The sequence below is a fragment of the Vibrio genomosp. F10 str. ZF-129 genome (assembly GCF_000287055.2).
Lineage (GTDB): Bacteria > Pseudomonadota > Gammaproteobacteria > Enterobacterales > Vibrionaceae > Vibrio.
Map to the genome: position 1 here is coordinate 19,467 of NZ_AJYQ02000092.1, position 16,711 is coordinate 36,177.

General features: G+C 44.2%; 18 protein-coding genes and 1 other RNA gene. 10 read left to right on the plus strand and 9 right to left on the minus strand.

Annotated elements, in window-relative coordinates:
- Nucleotides 1-92: 92 nt before the first annotated feature.
- The 5 genes from serA to zapA form a co-directional block, all read right to left on the minus strand.
- Nucleotides 93-1,322 (minus strand): phosphoglycerate dehydrogenase, encoded by a 1,230-nt coding sequence (gene serA / locus A1QO_RS10195; protein ID WP_017039225.1) that lies wholly within the window; start codon nucleotides 1,320-1,322, stop codon nucleotides 93-95.
- A 259-nt stretch (nucleotides 1,323-1,581) separates the two neighbouring features.
- Nucleotides 1,582-2,238 carry a ribose-5-phosphate isomerase RpiA gene (gene rpiA / locus A1QO_RS10200; protein ID WP_017036559.1) on the minus strand — a complete coding sequence of 219 codons (657 nt, stop codon included), beginning with the start codon at nucleotides 2,236-2,238 and terminating at the stop codon, nucleotides 1,582-1,584.
- Nucleotides 2,239-2,359: 121 nt separating this feature from the next.
- Nucleotides 2,360-2,950 carry a 5-formyltetrahydrofolate cyclo-ligase gene (locus tag A1QO_RS10205; RefSeq protein ID WP_017038105.1) on the minus strand — a complete coding sequence of 197 codons (591 nt, stop codon included), beginning with the start codon at nucleotides 2,948-2,950 and terminating at the stop codon, nucleotides 2,360-2,362.
- A 32-nt stretch (nucleotides 2,951-2,982) separates the two neighbouring features.
- A non-coding RNA gene (ssrS, locus tag A1QO_RS10210) (6S RNA) lies at nucleotides 2,983-3,167 on the minus strand.
- A 56-nt stretch (nucleotides 3,168-3,223) separates the two neighbouring features.
- Entirely contained in the window at nucleotides 3,224-3,532 is a 309-nt protein-coding gene (zapA, locus tag A1QO_RS10215) for a cell division protein ZapA (protein ID WP_017036561.1), read from the minus strand.
- A 275-nt stretch (nucleotides 3,533-3,807) separates the two neighbouring features.
- Between zapA and A1QO_RS10225 the strand changes: the two genes are divergently transcribed.
- From A1QO_RS10225 to A1QO_RS10235, 3 genes are all read left to right on the plus strand, one after another.
- Entirely contained in the window at nucleotides 3,808-4,386 is a 579-nt protein-coding gene (locus A1QO_RS10225; RefSeq protein ID WP_017039226.1) for a YecA family protein, read from the plus strand.
- 136 nt (nucleotides 4,387-4,522) lie between these two features.
- Nucleotides 4,523-5,701 (plus strand): 2-octaprenyl-6-methoxyphenyl hydroxylase, encoded by a 1,179-nt coding sequence (gene ubiH, locus A1QO_RS10230; RefSeq protein ID WP_017036564.1) that lies wholly within the window; start codon nucleotides 4,523-4,525, stop codon nucleotides 5,699-5,701.
- Nucleotides 5,702-5,722: 21 nt separating this feature from the next.
- A complete protein-coding gene (locus tag A1QO_RS10235) occupies nucleotides 5,723-6,949 on the plus strand; it encodes an FAD-dependent 2-octaprenylphenol hydroxylase (RefSeq protein ID WP_017036565.1) in 1,227 nt (408 codons plus the stop codon).
- Nucleotides 6,950-7,028: 79 nt separating this feature from the next.
- Here the strand turns inward: A1QO_RS10235 and A1QO_RS10240 are convergent, their stop codons facing one another.
- From A1QO_RS10240 to ygfZ, 3 genes are all read right to left on the minus strand, one after another.
- A complete protein-coding gene (locus tag A1QO_RS10240) occupies nucleotides 7,029-7,235 on the minus strand; it encodes a DUF1107 domain-containing protein (RefSeq protein WP_017036566.1) in 207 nt (68 codons plus the stop codon).
- 564 nt (nucleotides 7,236-7,799) lie between these two features.
- Complete coding sequence (locus tag A1QO_RS10245; protein WP_017036567.1) at nucleotides 7,800-8,279, minus strand: aminoacyl-tRNA deacylase; 480 nt, start codon at nucleotides 8,277-8,279, stop codon at nucleotides 7,800-7,802.
- Nucleotides 8,272-9,243: a tRNA-modifying protein YgfZ gene (ygfZ, locus tag A1QO_RS10250; protein ID WP_017038103.1), complete on the minus strand. Its 972-nt coding sequence runs from the start codon at nucleotides 9,241-9,243 to the stop codon at nucleotides 8,272-8,274. The genes A1QO_RS10245 and ygfZ overlap by 8 nt, the downstream gene beginning before the upstream one ends.
- A gap of 232 nt (nucleotides 9,244-9,475) precedes the next feature.
- Between ygfZ and A1QO_RS10255 the strand changes: the two genes are divergently transcribed.
- Nucleotides 9,476-9,736 (plus strand): succinate dehydrogenase assembly factor 2, encoded by a 261-nt coding sequence (locus A1QO_RS10255; RefSeq protein ID WP_017036569.1) that lies wholly within the window; start codon nucleotides 9,476-9,478, stop codon nucleotides 9,734-9,736.
- A 55-nt stretch (nucleotides 9,737-9,791) separates the two neighbouring features.
- Entirely contained in the window at nucleotides 9,792-10,109 is a 318-nt protein-coding gene (locus A1QO_RS10260) for a protein YgfX (protein WP_426570594.1), read from the plus strand.
- Nucleotides 10,110-10,162: 53 nt separating this feature from the next.
- Here A1QO_RS10260 and nadB read toward each other — a convergent pair whose 3' ends face one another.
- Nucleotides 10,163-11,782, minus strand: a complete 1,620-nt coding sequence (gene nadB / locus A1QO_RS10265; RefSeq protein ID WP_017036571.1) for an L-aspartate oxidase — start codon at nucleotides 11,780-11,782, stop codon at nucleotides 10,163-10,165.
- A 344-nt stretch (nucleotides 11,783-12,126) separates the two neighbouring features.
- Here nadB and rpoE point away from each other — a divergent pair, with 344 nt between their 5' ends.
- From rpoE to lepA, 5 genes are all read left to right on the plus strand, one after another.
- Entirely contained in the window at nucleotides 12,127-12,705 is a 579-nt protein-coding gene (gene rpoE / locus A1QO_RS10270; protein ID WP_017036572.1) for an RNA polymerase sigma factor RpoE, read from the plus strand.
- A 25-nt stretch (nucleotides 12,706-12,730) separates the two neighbouring features.
- Nucleotides 12,731-13,336: an RseA family anti-sigma factor gene (locus A1QO_RS10275; RefSeq protein WP_017036573.1), complete on the plus strand. Its 606-nt coding sequence runs from the start codon at nucleotides 12,731-12,733 to the stop codon at nucleotides 13,334-13,336.
- On the plus strand, nucleotides 13,333-14,298 hold the full coding sequence (gene rseB, locus A1QO_RS10280) for a sigma-E factor regulatory protein RseB (RefSeq protein WP_017036574.1): 966 nt from the start codon (nucleotides 13,333-13,335) through the stop codon (nucleotides 14,296-14,298). The genes A1QO_RS10275 and rseB overlap by 4 nt, the downstream gene beginning before the upstream one ends.
- Nucleotides 14,295-14,789, plus strand: a complete 495-nt coding sequence (locus A1QO_RS10285) for a SoxR reducing system RseC family protein (RefSeq protein ID WP_017038102.1) — start codon at nucleotides 14,295-14,297, stop codon at nucleotides 14,787-14,789. Before rseB ends, A1QO_RS10285 begins: the two co-directional genes overlap by 4 nt.
- 97 nt (nucleotides 14,790-14,886) lie before the next feature.
- Nucleotides 14,887-16,680 carry a translation elongation factor 4 gene (gene lepA / locus A1QO_RS10290; RefSeq protein ID WP_017036576.1) on the plus strand — a complete coding sequence of 598 codons (1,794 nt, stop codon included), beginning with the start codon at nucleotides 14,887-14,889 and terminating at the stop codon, nucleotides 16,678-16,680.
- Nucleotides 16,681-16,711: the final 31 nt, after the last annotated feature.

The following is a 16,711-nucleotide window of genomic DNA, read 5'->3' on the forward strand; positions in this document are numbered from 1 at the left end:
TTTGATAAACCCAATAAAAGGAAAAGGCCACATTTGAGTGGCCTTTCTGTTTTTTGAATTATATCTCGCTTTTTTAAGGGAGATGGAAGAGCTTAGTGAAGAATACGAGCACGAAGTGTGCCTTCAATGCTTTTCAGTTTTACTAATGCTTCTTCTGAGCGAGCGGTTTCAACATCAATAACGACGTAACCGATATCGGCATCTGTTTGCAGATATTGTGCGGCAATGTTAATGCCTTCGGCAGCAAAGATGGTGTTAATTTGAGTCAGGATACCAGGACGGTTTTCGTGAATGTGCAATAGACGTGAACAATCACCATGCTCTGGTAGAGATACCTCTGGGAAGTTAACACTGGAAAGTGTAGAACCATTATCAGAGTATTTCGCTAGCTTGCCAGCAACCTCAACGCCAATGTTTTCTTGCGCTTCTTGAGTCGAACCACCTACATGCGGCGTCAAGATAACATTATCAAATTGCATTAACGGAGATTCAAATGGGTCTGCGTTTGTTGCCGGTTCTGTTGGGAATACATCCACAGCACCACCTGACAGGTGACCTGATTCTAGAGCGCCACATAATGCTGGAATATCAACCACAGTGCCACGGGCAGCATTGATAAAGATAGAACCAGGCTTCATACGTGCAAACTCTTCTGCTCCCATCATGTTCTTGGTTCCCGCCGTTTCAGGTACGTGCAGGGAAATAACATCACATTTGTTGAGGAGCTCGCTCATTGTGCTGATTTGAGTCGCGTTACCCAATGAGAGTTTATTTTCGATATCGTAGAAGTAGACTCGCATACCCAGGTTTTCAGCAATAATCCCCAGCTGAGTACCAATGTGGCCATAACCAATAATACCTAAACGCTTGCCACGAGCTTCGTATGAACTGTCTGCGCTCTTTTTCCAAATACCACGGTGGGCCAGGGCATTCTTTTCTGGAATGCCACGAAGAAGCAAAAGAATCTGGCCGAGAACCAATTCTGCCACACTTCGAGTGTTTGAAAACGGAGCGTTAAAGACTGGAATTCCGCGCTTTGTCGCTGCCGTTAGATTCACCTGGTTAGTACCAATGCAGAAACAACCGATCGCAACCAGCTTTTCAGCCGCATCAATCACTTCTTGGGATAAATTCGTACGAGAACGGATACCGATAAAATGGGCATCTTTTACCGCATCAAGTAGAGCCTCTTCCGACAAAGAGCCTTTATGATATTCGATGTTGCTGTAGCCAGCGGCTTGAAGAACCTCTACTGAAGAAGGATGCAGCCCTTCCAATAGTAGAATTTTAATCTTGTTTTTTTCCAGTGAAACTTTGGCCATTATTCTCGTCCTTAAAATGGAAAGTTGGGCAAACGCGGCGCACATTGGTCAAAAGCAATGAAAAGGGGGAAATCATCGATTTTGTTGGAAGACAAACGTTTCCTTGTGCGTCTTCTGTTCAATAAAGTAACAAATAATTTTGCTTTTGGGTAAGAAAATTACGGAATAAGCCATAATAATATTGCGATAAACCACAAAAAACGGCACCCAAGGGTACCGTTTGTAATCAAATAACAGAAAGTGCCTTTCTTTTTATCGATTATTCTTCAATTTTTGCGCCGTCAGGCGTACCGGTGATAACCACATCAGCACCACGACGAGCAAATAGGCCATTTGTTACAACACCCACGATCGCATTAATGGTTTCTTCTAACGCTTTTGCGTCAGTAATGCTTAGACCGTGTACATCAAGAATGTCACAGCCATTGTCTGTGAGTACACCTTCGCGGTAAATAGGGTTGCCGCCGAGCTTGGTGAGTTCGCGTGCTACGTGGGCACGTGCCATTGGAATGACTTCAACAGGGAGTGGGAATGTACCCAGTACATCTACCGCTTTTGTTCCATCGACAATACAGACGAATTTTTCAGAAATGGCGGCAACAATCTTTTCACGGGTTAACGCTGCACCGCCGCCTTTGATCATATCGCGGCTTGCGTTGATTTCGTCAGCCCCATCCACGTAGACATCCAGCTTTTCTACATCGTTACAATCAAAGACTTCAATACCAAGTTCGATAAGCTTCGCTGTTGAAGCTTCTGAGCTTGATACTGCACCTTTAATGTCATCTTTAATCGAACCAAGAGCATCGATGAAGTGATTAACTGTAGAGCCTGTACCTACGCCGACAATACTGCCTTTTTCTACAAACTTTAGCGCTGCCCAACCGGCTGCTTTCTTCATTTCATCTTGAGTCATGCTCATCCCCTGCGAGTCGTTAATATGAGTATTGGATACGAATGGTTAATGCGACTGGTTAATGCGAACGTTAATGTCAATAATTAACCGATTTTTGCGGCGCGATTATAACGGTATTAGCCTAAGATTCCCATTGCCATACTTTGCTTGGTGTCACTATTTTTGGTAGTGGCACATCCCATATTTCACTCGGTAGCGTCTCTATATACTGACAATCGTGTGCAAGCCCAATAGGCACCGGCCCTTGTTTGTGCTTAAACCAAGTTTCTAGTGTTCGGTCGTAATAGCCTCCACCCATACCAAGCCGTTGTCCTGTTGAGTCAAAGGCAACCAGTGGTGTGCAGATAAGGTCAAGTTCTGCCACAGGCTTGACTAAGGCTTGATTCAGTTTAGGTTCTACAATTTGGTATCTATTCAGGGCTAAGGGCGTTGTTGGGGTGTAGTGCAAAAAGAGCAGATGCCCTTTTGAAAAGGGGTGCAATACTGGCAAGTAAGTGGATTTTCCTTGTGCCCATAACCATTCAATCAGTGGCGTGGTATTAATTTCACCATCCGTTGAAAGGTAAAGCGCAATATGAGAACTTGCTGAGCACTCTGGTAGGGTCGAGAATTGCTGAATAAGGTCGATTCCAGCTTGATGCTGAGTGTCAGAGTGAAGTTGATTTCGTGCTGTCCGGATTTGTGATCGTATCGCTTGTCGAGATAAGGTCATGCTTCCGCCTATTGTGTAGCAGGTATCGAATAGGATACCCCAGAGTGCCGTTGAGGATTGTGGCCCTTGAACCATTTGGTTCAAGGCGGGTCAGCAAAGGTGGCCGTAGGCTTCTCGGTACGAGCCGAGCTTGCTCAATAGTCATCGAATACTAACCCTAGGGTATTGCTTATCGGCTCAGGGACTTAAATCCTGCTGACAAACACTCCAGGGTAAATATGGTCACAGATTAAACGATAACGTTTATCTGTATGGCAAAGTGTAACAACAAGGTTATTGCTGTTCTTGAGTGACTTTGCTTAACGCCTCATCTAATGATGCTGAGAGAAGTTCCATTCTCTCGGTAAGTTTACTTTGCTGGGATTGGTCGTCTTTATTTTTACTGTGTAGCTCATAGCAAATATTTAGAGCAGCAAAGGTCAGTAGCTGAACTTCATTGGTGACTTTCGTACGCTCTGCAAGCTCACTCAGGCGTTTATCAAGGTCGATAGCAGCGTGTTGCAAAGACTCTTCTTGCCCAGGAGGGCAGTTCACTCGAGTCAATTTGCCTAAAATTTTAACGTCTACCGCTTGATTACTCATTATGCTTCAACTCTACTCTTGCAACGTCATACTTGCAACTTTGGATGGTGCGTAATTAAGGATGATGGCAATCAATGCAATCACCGAGTCGGAAACTATAGAAAAACCGCTCATAACATTCAAGCTTTTCCCGTAACAGGTGTGTAAAACAAGTGCTAAGAACACAGTTATTGGGCAAATCGGGTGAAAGCTAACCATAATGCCGTTATCTCTATTTTCGCCTGTAACGACGAAATGTTAGAATGATAAATACTATTAGAAAAACAGGCCTAATCATGAGCGAAATGACATTACCAGCATACCTTTCAAGTGCAACGGAGTTGCAGTCTGCCACATTGGCCGTTAACCCTTCAGAACTCCACGGTTTATTGACCGGAATGTTATGTGGAGGCTTAGCGGTAACCGATAAAAGCTGGCAACCTCTGATCTTCGATTACACAAATGATGGCATGGGTTGGCCCGATAAAGCGCTACAAATCGCTCAGCAAATTTTTGATGCGACGTCGAAAGAATTAGCCGGTTCTGATTTTGAGTTAACCCTGTTACTGCCAGATCAAGAAGCCAGTGCCACCGTGTTTGATCTTGCCGATGGCGTATCCGATTGGATCAATCACTTTATCTCGGGGCTTGGGTTGGTTGGAACGAAATTAAACAAAGCCCCTTCGGATGTGAAAGAAGTCCTAGCTGACTTGGAAGAAATGGCCAAGCTTGGTATCGATGAAGATGATGATATTGAAGAGCAAGCTCTGTTATTAGAGCAGGTAATAGAGCATGTGAAAGTGTGCGTTCTCACTATTAATGCCGAATATGGTGTTAAAGAGAAAGAAAGTTCAAAAAAACCAACACTGCATTAGAACTGTCAGCCAATTCAAGCTCTAATAGGTAAAAGAAGAGATGTTTATTGTCCATGATAAATAAGCACGCGGTTCGTCATTAACAATCAGTGATAGATACGATGGTGATAAAGATGTTGATAAAAAAGCAGGGCCAATGAAAATGTACGATGTGGTTATCGCTGGTGGAGCGATGGCGGGCGCAACCTTAGCGTTAGCGTTATCTGAGCTGAGTAAACAAACCCTGTCGATTGCAGTTGTTGAGTCGTATCAAACTGATCATCATGCTCATCCTGGTTTTGACTCTCGTTCTATTGCTCTTTCTTCGGGGACGGTGGACATTCTAAAGAGCTATAACCTTTGGGATGGGATAAAACCAGTAGCAACCGCCATTCGTCACATTCATGTGTCTGATCGTACTCACTTAGGCATGACCGACATTCACCAAGCTGATGTGGGTGTTGAGGCGTTGGGGTATGTGGTCGAGCTTGCCGATATTGGACAAATTTACCAGTCCAAAATGTTAACCCGCTCAGATATCGATTTTCTTTGTCCGGACTCTGTGTCTCAGGTTAAGCAAGAAGCTGATTACGTTAAATTAACGCTCTCTAGTGGTACCGAGATTAAAGCTAAGTTGTTGGTTGCCGCCGATGGTGCCATGTCGACATGTTGCCAGCAAGTTGGGCTAGATCTCTATCAATATGATTATCAGCAATCTGCTGTCATTGCCAACGTTGTCAGCCGAGAGGATCATTCAGGACGTGCATTTGAACGCTTTACTCAGCACGGCCCACTAGCTTTGCTGCCAATGAGTAATCATCGGCTGTCGGTAGTATGGTGCTTGTCTCCTGAGCGTGCAGAGGAAGTACTGTCACTGAATAATGAGTCGTTTCTTGAACAGTTACAAAACGAGTTTGGGTGGAGGCTAGGGCCGTTTACTAAAGTCGGAGAGCGGGCGAGTTACCCTCTGGTTCTTCGCCATAGACAGCGAAATGCAACTCACCGCATTGTCGCGGTTGGGAATGCAGCTCAAACGTTACACCCCATTGCAGGGCAAGGTTTTAATCTGGGTATTCGCGATGTCGCCAGCTTGGTTGAAGAAATCATGTTATCCCCATCTGACCCTGGCTGTTATGGGGTGTTGAACGCTTATATGAAGCGTCGACAGATTGACCGTGATACCACCATATCCATGACTTCGGGACTTGTGCATACATTTTCAAATGACTTACTGCCAATGCGCATCGGTCGAAATCTTGCTTTAATGGCGATGGATAATCTCTCCATGCTGAAAGCTCCATTATTACGAAGAACATTAGGTATCGTTAAGCGATAACAAATATAAGGTAATTGAAATATGATGCAAAGTGTCGATATCGCCATCGTTGGTGGAGGCATGGTTGGATTAACTCTTGCTGCTGCGTTTAAAGATACCGCACTAAGAGTGGCGGTGATTGAAGGGCACACTCCGGACCTCTCGTTGCAAGAACTGCCTGATGTAAGAGTCTCTGCTTTAAGCCGTTCCAGTGAAACCATATTGAAAAATGTAGGAGCGTGGGAAGGAATACAACAGCGCCGTTTATCGCCTTATGTGGGCATGGAAGTGTGGGAGCAAGACAGTTTCGCTCGAATAGAATTTGAAGCTCAGCAGCATTCACAACCTAATTTAGGCCATATTGTCGAAAATCGGGTGATTCAGCTAGCACTGTTGGAAAAAGTAAAACAGCAAAGCAACGTGTCATTGTTTATGCCGAATACGTGTTTAAGTATTGCCGTTGGTGAAAGTGAAGCTTGGTTATCGTTAGATAATGGTCAATCGTTAACGGCTAAATTGGTGGTTGGCGCAGACGGAGCGAACTCGTGGGTAAGAAATCAGCTTGATATTCCACTAACGCATTGGGACTACGGGCACAGTGCCATTGTGGCGAATGTGAAAACGGCAGAGCCGCACGCGTCTATTGCTCGTCAGGTGTTTACACCGCTGGGACCATTGGCTTTTTTACCCATGTCTGATCAACACATGAGTTCGATTGTTTGGTCAACGGATCCAAGCCGTGCTGAACAATTAGTGAAAATGTCGGATGAAGAATTTAACAAGTCATTGACTGCAGAGTTTGACCATCGGCTTGGGCTTTGTGAAGTGGTAGGCGAACGCTCAGCATTTCCACTACGAATGCGTTACGCGAGAGATTTTGCTTTAGATAGAGTCGCTCTAGTCGGGGATGCTGCACACACTATTCACCCGTTGGCTGGTCAAGGTGTAAACCTTGGATTGCTGGATGCTGCGAGCTTAGTACAAGAGATCAAAGCTCTTTGGTCGCAAGGAGAAGATATTGGAAGCAAACGCAACTTACGCAGTTATGAGCGTTGGAGAAAGTCAGAAGCGGCAAAAATGATCGCTTCAATGCAGGGTTTCAAAGATCTCTTTGAAGGGGATAATCCAGCGAAAAAACTGATCCGCGGTATCGGGATGAAGTTAACCAGCCATCTTCCTGGAGCAAAAGATGAAATAATGAAGCGAGCGTTAGGTTTAAAAGGGCATTTGCCGGAGTTAGCCAAAGGATCGAGCAAGATCGTGTCGTAGCGGTTTCATCGCTTTATGAAGGTTGCTTTTGAATGAAAAAGGGTTGGCACATGGCCAACCCTTACTAATTTTTTAAGCCTTACGCGTAAGCACAACGTAGTTTTTTGATTTCCCCGTTCACTTCTTTAACCGCTTGAAAATGACGACTATCGGCACGCTCTGGTAAGATGAGCTTTCCGTTATCAAATTCAAACTTCCCTACACCGTAGATGTAGATTTTCCCCTTGAAAAGCCGACTAATGTGTTTAGCAATCATACTTGGCGTATAGCGCTTAAACAGTCTCATAAAATGATATCCTTATTATTCTTCTAGCAGTGCGAATTATATAAATTTCCCTCTCATATTGTTGTGATAAGGCGAGAGGATTATGCATATTCAACTGATATATTTGGATATTTGTGCTGCCTTAGGCAGATATTAAGACAAATACCCGAGTTAGCGTGATGGGCTCCCCAAAGTTAATCAAAGCGATGAACCAAGCCACCTAACTCTGCGACCTATTTAGCCGGAAAATTGTGACATTTTTAAGAATAGCGTGCATTTCATAAAAGAGTGTTAATTTTTTGTAAATAAAAATTAAAAAAATGCCCGCTACAGAATGAACGGGCGAATAGTCACAGATGCATTACACAAAAAGTGGATGTCCTGAAACAATCAGTGGATACACTTTTTTGTTGGAGAAGGCGTTAAGCGAATGAATGTTCGCTTCAACATTTAACCAACAGGTATAGTCTACGGTAAAAATCACCTTGTGACTATTTATGTTTTATTTGTGAATAAAAATTCCAATATTGGTGTTCGTACTTTAGATTGGCATCGCAATAAAATGTAACGTTACATTGTTGCGCTTTAATTATTGCGACAAATTGGCGCAATGGTTGGCTGGCACAGCGCGATCAGTTCATCACTGCGTAATGAAAGGCCTAGCATGGCATGACCGCTGCTGATGGTAATGAGCGTTTGATGCGTCAATTGCACATCAAACACGACGGGTATTGGAGTCTTAAGTAATAAAGGAGAGACGGTACCAGGCTGATAACCCGTAATCAGAGCCACACTGTTTGAATCGACGCAGGTCATGCGTCGGCAATTTAATAGGCTTCGTACTTTTTTAGGGTCGACACTTTGATCACCGGGGACGCAGGCTAAAGTGTATTGATTACCCATATCCCTTAATACAATACTCTTCACCATTTGTTCAGGGCGTACACCACGCTGTTTTGCCGTATCTTCAATCGTTATTGTGGCGTGCTGTTGAGGCAGCAAGCGGTAATCCACTTGCTGCTGATCAAGATAACGAGTGACAGGGGTCGATATGGGTTTATTCATCATCAAGTGAATAAGGAAGTGTTTGTAATGACCACGAATGTTCGGGCTGTTCTTTAAGCCTAAATTGGGTATCTGATTCTAGCTCCTTGGATGCAATGATGAGCCCCATGGCTTGTCCATTTTCAAATTGATAATGGCTGAGCAATTCCCCCGCAGAACGCCAATTTTCTCCAACAGCACGTTCAAGGCTTATTGAATCGAAACGAGAAAGCGGCTCTTCTGTCGTGCCAGTTACCACATACATTGCTCGCTTATTGATGCCTCTATACTTGGCTCTTGCAACGGTTTCTTGCCCGGTGTAACAGCCTTTTGAGAAGCTAATGCCACCCAGAGCATGAAGATTAAGCGCTTGAGGTATGTGGGTGTTTTGAATGGCTTCATCAACATAGGGCAGCGCAGCTTCAATATCAAAACGTGTCCATAGCTCTTCGGTGACTTTTTCGGCATCACTATTATTCACTAGGTCTACAGCGGCTTCTGGTGTGATCAGTAATAACCAGCGTTGCTGATCTATTTTAATGGCTGTTCCACCGTTAATAGGCCTAACATCACCCGTTTCTTGGCTTAATGTGTCTATCCATTCTTGGGCATTGGGCCCCATGATACCCAACGGAATATCTTGAGATTGGTTAATCTCAACTTTAGCAAAAATAGCGTACTTTTTGATCTCTGATAGTTCTGTTTTGATGGCACTGCTGGGTTGAAACATTGCGTAGCCATTGTTGTGATGAAACAAGCGAAAAATACTCCATACTTTTCCCTTTGCATCACAATGGGCACCAAAGGTCGATTGATCTTTCTTTAAACCTACGACGTCACAGGTTACTTGACCTTGTAAGTACGATTTTTTGTCATCACCCATCATGGTTATCGCTCCCCACGAACTTAGGTGGGTTAGCATTAATGATGGTAGCGAGGTTTCAGGTGAGATTGAAAGTGTATTGAATTGTTGCTGCCAGTCCATGTTATCGTCCTAGATACAAGTGTGAGAGGTTTCTTCCTCTATGGTAATCTCAGTTCATGTTTAGGTCCATTCAAGAATCAGAATCAGAATCAGAATCAGAATCAGAGGGCTATGGCGATACAATGTCGATAATCTTTTTTGTTCGAGAGAAAGGACTGTGACTGGGATAATAGTTGTCTGCCGCAGGGATTGGTACACTCGTTGCCAGTGAATACACAGTAGGGAATCATCCATGTACACCACAGAACAAAAAGCACGCGTTAAGTGGGCATGTCGTCGAGGAATGCTAGAACTTGATGTCGTTATTATGCCTTTTTTTGAAGAGTGCTTTGAATCGTTAAACTTTAATGAACAGCAAGACTTTGTTTCTCTGCTTGAATGTGATGATCCAGATCTCTTCACATGGGTTATGGGTCATGGCCGCAGTGAGAACCTAGGCCACGCATCTATTGTGGATAAAATTGTTGCCCATAACCTCTCAAAAGTTCGTTAACGCGACAGCGAAACCTTCTTTTTATGCCCTCGCTATTAATACCATTTTCTTGTTATTGATGGCGTGGCTAGTGATTATTTCTTCCATCCCTCTCGTTCTTACTTTTATTTTATTGTTGTCTCTGATCTTGGTCTTTTGGCATTCAGGCTTTATGCCGCGTTCTATTCGTGGAGAGTTCCGTCTGAGCGAACATGGTGTACTGGAGTATCAACAGAAAAAATACCTAATCAGATACGCTGTTTTAAATGTTGCGTTTGTGGGGGTGGTTCTCCACTTCGCAGACAATCAACGCTTTCTATTATGGAGAGACAGTGTTTCTGATGATGAATATCGCAAACTGCTCGTGGAAATAAGAAAAGCGCACCACGAATAGTTTCAGGGTGCGCTTTTGAGATTGGGAAAGGGAGAGTTCAGACGACTGAAACTCTAAGGTGCATTCTTGGTGTTGGGATCCAGAATGGTTGGACCGCTCTCTTGTGCTAACTCAGGGTAATCCAATGTGTAGTGCAGGCCTCGACTTTCTTTACGTTGCATCGCACAACGAACCATCAATTCCGCTACTTGGAGTAAGTTTCTCAGTTCCAAGAGATTGTTTGACACTCTAAAGTGGCTGTAATACTCATGGGTTTCTTGCTGCAACAATTGAATACGGCGTAGTGCTCGCTCTAAACGCTTGTCGGTACGTACAATGCCCATGTAATCCCACATAAATAGACGCAACTCGTGCCAGTTATGTTGTATAACGACCTCTTCATCTGAATTGCTCACCTGGCTTTCATCCCATGCCGGTAAGGTAGTTGGCATGCTCGCTTGGTCTATTTGATCAACGATATTTTTGGCAGCAGCCCAGGCGTACACCACACATTCAAGCAATGAATTTGACGCCATACGGTTTGCCCCATGAAGGCCTGTATAACTGACTTCACCAATCGCATACAATTGAGAGAGATCCGTTTTTCCCGATTGATCGACAATAACCCCTCCGCAGGTATAGTGTGCGGCTGGGACAATCGGAATGGCTTCCTTAGTCATATCAATACCAAGATCTTGCAAACGCATATGAATGGTCGGGAAGTGTTTTTCGATAAAGTCGGCCGGTTTGTGGCTGATATCGAGATACATACAATCGGCGCCTAGGCGCTTCATTTCAAAATCGATCGCTCGGGCAACGACGTCTCGAGGGGCGAGTTCACCGCGCTCATCAAAATCTTTCATGAAGCGAGTACCATCGGGGCGTAGCAGATAAGCGCCTTCGCCACGAAGTGCTTCCGTTAGTAGGAAGTTTCGCGCTTCTGGGTGAAACAGACAGGTTGGATGAAACTGATTAAACTCTAAGTTCGCGACTCGACAACCGGCTCGCCATGCCATCGCGATACCGTCTCCAGAAGAAACATCAGGGTTGGATGTGTATTGGTAAACCTTAGATGCGCCGCCTGTTGCAAGCACGACGAACTTACTTCTTACTGTCTCAACATGTTCTTCATTTCTATTCCAGATATAAGCACCAACGACTTTATTGGCGTCACCACCAATTTTGTCTTCAGTAATGAGATCTAAAGTGTTGTGGCGCTCTAGGATTTCAATATTAGGATGACGAAGGACGTTTGCCTGCAAAGAGGTTTGCATTGCCATACCGGTTGCATCGGCAGCATGAAGAATTCGACGATGGCTATGGCCGCCTTCTCGAGTGAGGTGATAACGCGGTTTATCGTCAGTATCGTCTTCTACGCGATCAAAGGGCACACCCCCATCGATCAGCCATTGAACGCACTCTTTTGCATTCTCTGCGATAAATCGGACGGTGTCTTCTTCACAAAGCCCAGCGCCAGCCACTTTTGTATCTTGCACGTGAGATTCAATACTGTCTGATTCATCGAAGACAGCGGCGATCCCACCCTGAGCATAATAGGTGGCCCCTTCACTGAGAGGGCCTTTGCTCAATACAATGACTTTTCCATGCTCAGCGACGCGAAGAGCTAAAGACAAGCCAGCAGCGCCACCTCCTACCACTAATACATCACACTGATGTTCACGGTTTGCGTTCATAAGTCTTTTAAAATCCCGAACTGTATAGAGTCATCCAACTCTCTATTTAAATACGCAACAATGCGTCATATTCGATATATCTTATCACTACATTAAGCGCAATACTTTGTAAATCCGATTGCTTTTAATCAATATCAGCTTCAAAATTCCTCCACTGAATAAGTGACGAGCACATCACACTGTAAATTATTATTTGTCATTATTTTAAGAAAGTTTTGAACTTTCCTTTTACTACTGAGTCACAATAGTGCTCATGTAGGCAGTGGTGTCAATACTACAATGTGCATCATGAATACTCATATCTGTGAGGATAAGAGTGAATAACAATAGGAGTACACGCTCGAATGAACGAGCAGCTTACCGATCAGGTCTTGATTGAGCGAGTTCAGAGTGGAGATAAGCAAGCATTCAATTTACTGGTTTTGAGATACCAAAACAAAGTATGCAATCTTATTTCTCGGTATGTTAGCAATTCTGGCGATGTAGCCGATGTGGCCCAAGAGGCTTTCATCAAAGCGTATCGAGCCATTCCCACCTTTCGTGGTGAAAGTGCGTTCTATACCTGGCTATACCGTATTGCTGTTAACACTGCTAAAAATCACATTGTTGCCCAAGGACGAAGGCCTCCTGCAACTGATGTTGATGCTGAAGATGCTGAATACTATGAAACGGGCAGTGCGCTAAAAGAAATATCGAACCCTGAGAACTTAACGTTGTCCAATGAATTGAAACAAGTGGTTTTTAGCGCGATAGAAGCACTGCCAGAAGATTTAAAAACCGCGATGACGCTACGAGAGCTAGATGGCTTAAGTTATGAAGAAATCGCAGAAGTAATGGATTGCCCCGTAGGAACGATACGCTCACGTATCTTCCGTGCTCGTGAAGCGGTGGAAAAGAAAATAAAGCCTCTTTTGCAGCGTTAGTACTAGTAATAAAATGGTGAAAATAATGGCTGACCAAGAAAAACTTTCAGCACTCATGGATGGAGAAGTGGTCGATAAGGCTCTGATTTCAGAGATTCAACTCGATCAAGAATGTCTAGATACCTGGAAAAATTACCATTTGATTGGTGATGTAATGCGTGGTGACACGCCGAAGGTTGCGGAGTGGAACATTGCTGGAAGTGTCGCGTTAGCTCTCGAAGATGAGCCTACGCATAGCTTATTAAATAGCAACGTTTCAGAGTTAGCTACACACAGAGAAACTCAACCAACGCCGAGCCAAGCAAGGCGCTATCTGCCTGACTGGATGCCTCAATTTGGGCAAGTGGCTGTCGCAGCCTGTGTCTCATTAGCGGTCATATTTGGTGTGCAACAGTACTCTGGTGCAGAATCCTCATCGGCAGAACAGTTTCCTGTATTACAAACGATTCCTTTATCAGGCAGTGTTGAGCCTGTGAGTTTGAGTCGAGAATCCGTAGGAAAACAGAATCAAAATGTGAATGTTCAAGAGCAGCGCCGTCGTGTCAACGCAATGCTTCTCGATTATGAGTTACAGCTAAGGCTGAACAGTGAATATTCAGATGGCGACATCATTGAACCGGTAATTGAATGAAAAAAATCCTGATCAGTGCTCTGACGCTGCTCAGTTTGAATGTCAACAACGCCTTTGCAGAATCCTCTTCTGCAGAGGCTTTGTTGCATCAAATGAATGAAGCAAGTCAGCAGTTAAATTACGAACTCTCTTATGTTCTGATCAAAAAGAATAGCATTGAACCTTTGCTGTATCGTCACGCTCGAAGTGAATCCCAGCAGCTTGCCCATCTCGTTTATCTAAGTGGCCCTGTTCGTGAGGTGATACGTCGTGGTGATGAGGTCAGTTACATTGAACCTGGGGTAGAGCCATTTACTATTGAGTCAGGGAAGATGGTCGCACCGACGATTCCATTGCTCAACACAAGCATCGATCATTTGAGTGAACATTATGACTTCATTACCGTTGGTCGGGCGCGAGAAGCGGGAACGGCTTGTCAGGTTTTACGTATCGTCCCCAAAGACGGTTTAAGATATTCCTATGTCTTATGGGTCGATGAGAAAAATAGCCTCCCACTTAGAGCTGATTTGGTTGATCGAGATGGTGAAGTATTAGAGCAATATCGTACGATTTCCTACTCAATTAACGATCAAATTGAAGGCATTCTTAGTGGTTTGAAAGATGCTCAATTACCAGAGGTTATTTCCTTGCCAAAAGGTAATGTAAAACAAACATTCTGGAGTGTTGGTTGGATACCGAGTGGGTTTGAAGCTAAAGAGCTTAATCGTTACCGAATGGCTGTGACTGATCGAATGGTTGAAAGCCAAATGTATTCAGATGGTTTATTTAGCTTTTCAGTCTACGTCTCAGACAGCGATGATCACTCTTTGAAAGGGCAACTCGTTCGTCAAGGGCGAAGAACACTTCATAGCTTTGTTAAAGGGCGCTCTGAAATCTCTGTCGTCGGTGATATTCCCCCGAGTACGGCCAAACGTATTGCTCAATCCATTTCATTTAATGAGACTAAGGCGGCAACGCAATGATGACAGCTTTGGCAACGGTTGCTGCGGTGCATAATAATGACCAAGAATACATTCTTGAGCTGAGCTGTGATCAACAAACAAGTTGTTCTAGCTGTGCATCAAAGCAAAGTTGTGGGACGGGGATTGTGAGTAAAGCTGTAGGGGCTAAGGCGCTTTCTTGGCGTGTCGCTAGCCCTAAACCGGTGAATAAAGGGGATGTTGTTGAAATCGGTTTTCCTGAAAAAACACTGCTGCAATCAGCGGCAACCATTTATCTAATTCCTCTGTTTTCGTTAATACTCGGTGCCATTTTAGGGCAGTTGCTACTGGTTCCTTACTTTCAAGTGGGGGAGCCGGGTGTGATTGCCAGTGCGTTTTTATTTGCCTTTGCTGGGTTTAAGCTAGCAAAGCACAAGGCTCTGAAATTGGAGCAAGCCTCTGAGCAGCAGGTGATTTTACTTCGAACCCTTGGTGGGGCCATTATTCAAACCGCAAATAAGAGTGCGAATTGATTAGAAATTGGGTAGAATCTGCCAACTTGATTGAAATGCAGCCTCAGGCCGCTTTCATATTATTCCTATTTTCAACGAGTTTAGTCACCCCAAGCCTATGAAGCACATTCGTAATTTTTCGATTATCGCCCATATCGACCACGGTAAGTCGACCCTTTCAGACCGTTTAATCCAAGTTTGTGGTGGATTAAGTGAGCGTGAAATGGACGCGCAAGTTTTAGATTCAATGGATTTAGAGCGTGAACGTGGCATCACCATTAAAGCGCAGAGTGTGACACTCGATTATAAAGCGAAAGATGGTGAAACCTATCAACTTAACTTCATCGATACCCCAGGACACGTAGACTTCTCTTACGAAGTGTCTCGCTCTCTAGCGGCGTGTGAAGGTGCATTGTTGGTGGTTGATGCTGGCCAGGGTGTAGAAGCCCAGACCTTAGCGAACTGTTACACCGCGATTGAAATGGATCTGGAAGTCGTGCCCATCTTGAATAAGATTGACTTACCAGCCGCCGACCCTGAACGCGTAGCGGAAGAGATTGAAGAGATTGTTGGTATCGACGCGATGGAAGCCACGCGTTGTTCAGCCAAAACAGGGCTTGGCGTTGACGACGTTCTTGAGACTATTGTTAAGCAGATCCCACCACCCGAGGGTGATCCTGAAGGTCCAACGCAAGCACTGATCATTGATTCGTGGTTTGATAACTACCTTGGTGTGGTTTCATTAGTTCGAATCAAAAATGGTTCACTAAAGAAAAATGACAAGATCCGAGTCATGAGTACCGATCAAGTTTGGGGTATTGACCGTATTGGTATTTTTACACCGAAGCAAGTCGATACTGATGTTCTACGAACCGGTGAAGTTGGCTGGGTAGTTTGTGGTATTAAAGACATCCTAGGTGCGCCTGTTGGTGATACGTTAACACTCGCAAAAGGTGGCTGTGAAGAACGCTTACCAGGCTTCCAAAAAGTGAAACCGCAGGTATACGCAGGCTTGTTCCCTGTCTCTTCTGATGATTATGAAAACTTCCGTGATGCACTAGGCAAACTTAGCCTAAACGATGCGTCGCTGTTTTATGAGCCTGAAAGTTCAGCAGCACTCGGTTTTGGTTTCCGTTGTGGTTTCCTTGGTATGCTGCATATGGAAATCATTCAAGAGCGTCTCGAGCGTGAATACGACTTAGACCTGATCACCACAGCCCCAACGGTAGTTTACGAAGTTGTGCTAAACAAAGGTGAGCTTTTGTATGTAGATAGCCCATCAAAGTTACCTGCAATTAATGATCTTGAAGAGATCCGCGAACCGATTGCCCGTTGTAATATCTTAGTACCTTCTGACTATTTAGGTAACGTTATTAGCTTATGTATCGAAAAGCGTGGCGTTCAAGTGGATATGGTTTACCACGGTAACCAAGTTGCCTTGACTTACGACATTCCAATGTCTGAAGTGGTTCTTGATTTCTTTGACCGTTTGAAATCGACTTCGCGTGGTTATGCGTCACTGGATTACAATTTCCATCGCTATGAAGCGTCAAACATGGTCCGTGTGGATGTACTGATTAATGGCGACAGAGTCGATGCACTTGCCATTATTACTCACCACGATAATGCGCAAAGCCGTGGTCGTTTATTGGTTGAGAAAATGAAAGAGTTCATCCCTCGCCAAATGTTCGATATTGCTATTCAAGCTGCGATTGGGGCGCATATTATTGCTCGTTCAACGGTTAAACAATTACGTAAAAACGTTATTGCAAAATGTTACGGTGGCGATATCAGTCGTAAGAAGAAACTACTGAAGAAGCAAAAAGAAGGTAAGAAACGCATGAAGCAGATTGGTAACGTTGAACTGCCGCAAGAAGCATTCTTAGCCATTCTTCATGTAGGAAAAGATTAACACTTAAAGTAGGTTTACTTTGAAGTGATAT

Coding starts and splice junctions, on each gene's coding strand:
- ubiH (WP_017036564.1), top strand. CDS start 4,523: ATGAAAATGTACGATGTGGTTATCGCTGGTGGAGCGATGGCGGGCGCA.
- serA (WP_017039225.1), bottom strand. CDS start 1,322: ATGGCCAAAGTTTCACTGGAAAAAAACAAGATTAAAATTCTACTATTG.
- A1QO_RS10235 (WP_017036565.1), top strand. CDS start 5,723: ATGATGCAAAGTGTCGATATCGCCATCGTTGGTGGAGGCATGGTTGGA.
- nadB (WP_017036571.1), bottom strand. CDS start 11,782: ATGAACGCAAACCGTGAACATCAGTGTGATGTATTAGTGGTAGGAGGT.
- lepA (WP_017036576.1), top strand. CDS start 14,887: ATGAAGCACATTCGTAATTTTTCGATTATCGCCCATATCGACCACGGT.
- A1QO_RS10225 (WP_017039226.1), top strand. CDS start 3,808: ATGAGCGAAATGACATTACCAGCATACCTTTCAAGTGCAACGGAGTTG.
- zapA (WP_017036561.1), bottom strand. CDS start 3,532: ATGAGTAATCAAGCGGTAGACGTTAAAATTTTAGGCAAATTGACTCGA.
- rpoE (WP_017036572.1), top strand. CDS start 12,127: ATGAACGAGCAGCTTACCGATCAGGTCTTGATTGAGCGAGTTCAGAGT.
- A1QO_RS10255 (WP_017036569.1), top strand. CDS start 9,476: ATGTACACCACAGAACAAAAAGCACGCGTTAAGTGGGCATGTCGTCGA.
- ygfZ (WP_017038103.1), bottom strand. CDS start 9,243: ATGGACTGGCAGCAACAATTCAATACACTTTCAATCTCACCTGAAACC.
- rseB (WP_017036574.1), top strand. CDS start 13,333: ATGAAAAAAATCCTGATCAGTGCTCTGACGCTGCTCAGTTTGAATGTC.
- A1QO_RS10240 (WP_017036566.1), bottom strand. CDS start 7,235: ATGAGACTGTTTAAGCGCTATACGCCAAGTATGATTGCTAAACACATT.
- A1QO_RS10285 (WP_017038102.1), top strand. CDS start 14,295: ATGATGACAGCTTTGGCAACGGTTGCTGCGGTGCATAATAATGACCAA.
- A1QO_RS10245 (WP_017036567.1), bottom strand. CDS start 8,279: ATGAATAAACCCATATCGACCCCTGTCACTCGTTATCTTGATCAGCAG.
- A1QO_RS10275 (WP_017036573.1), top strand. CDS start 12,731: ATGGCTGACCAAGAAAAACTTTCAGCACTCATGGATGGAGAAGTGGTC.
- rpiA (WP_017036559.1), bottom strand. CDS start 2,238: ATGACTCAAGATGAAATGAAGAAAGCAGCCGGTTGGGCAGCGCTAAAG.
- A1QO_RS10205 (WP_017038105.1), bottom strand. CDS start 2,950: ATGACCTTATCTCGACAAGCGATACGATCACAAATCCGGACAGCACGA.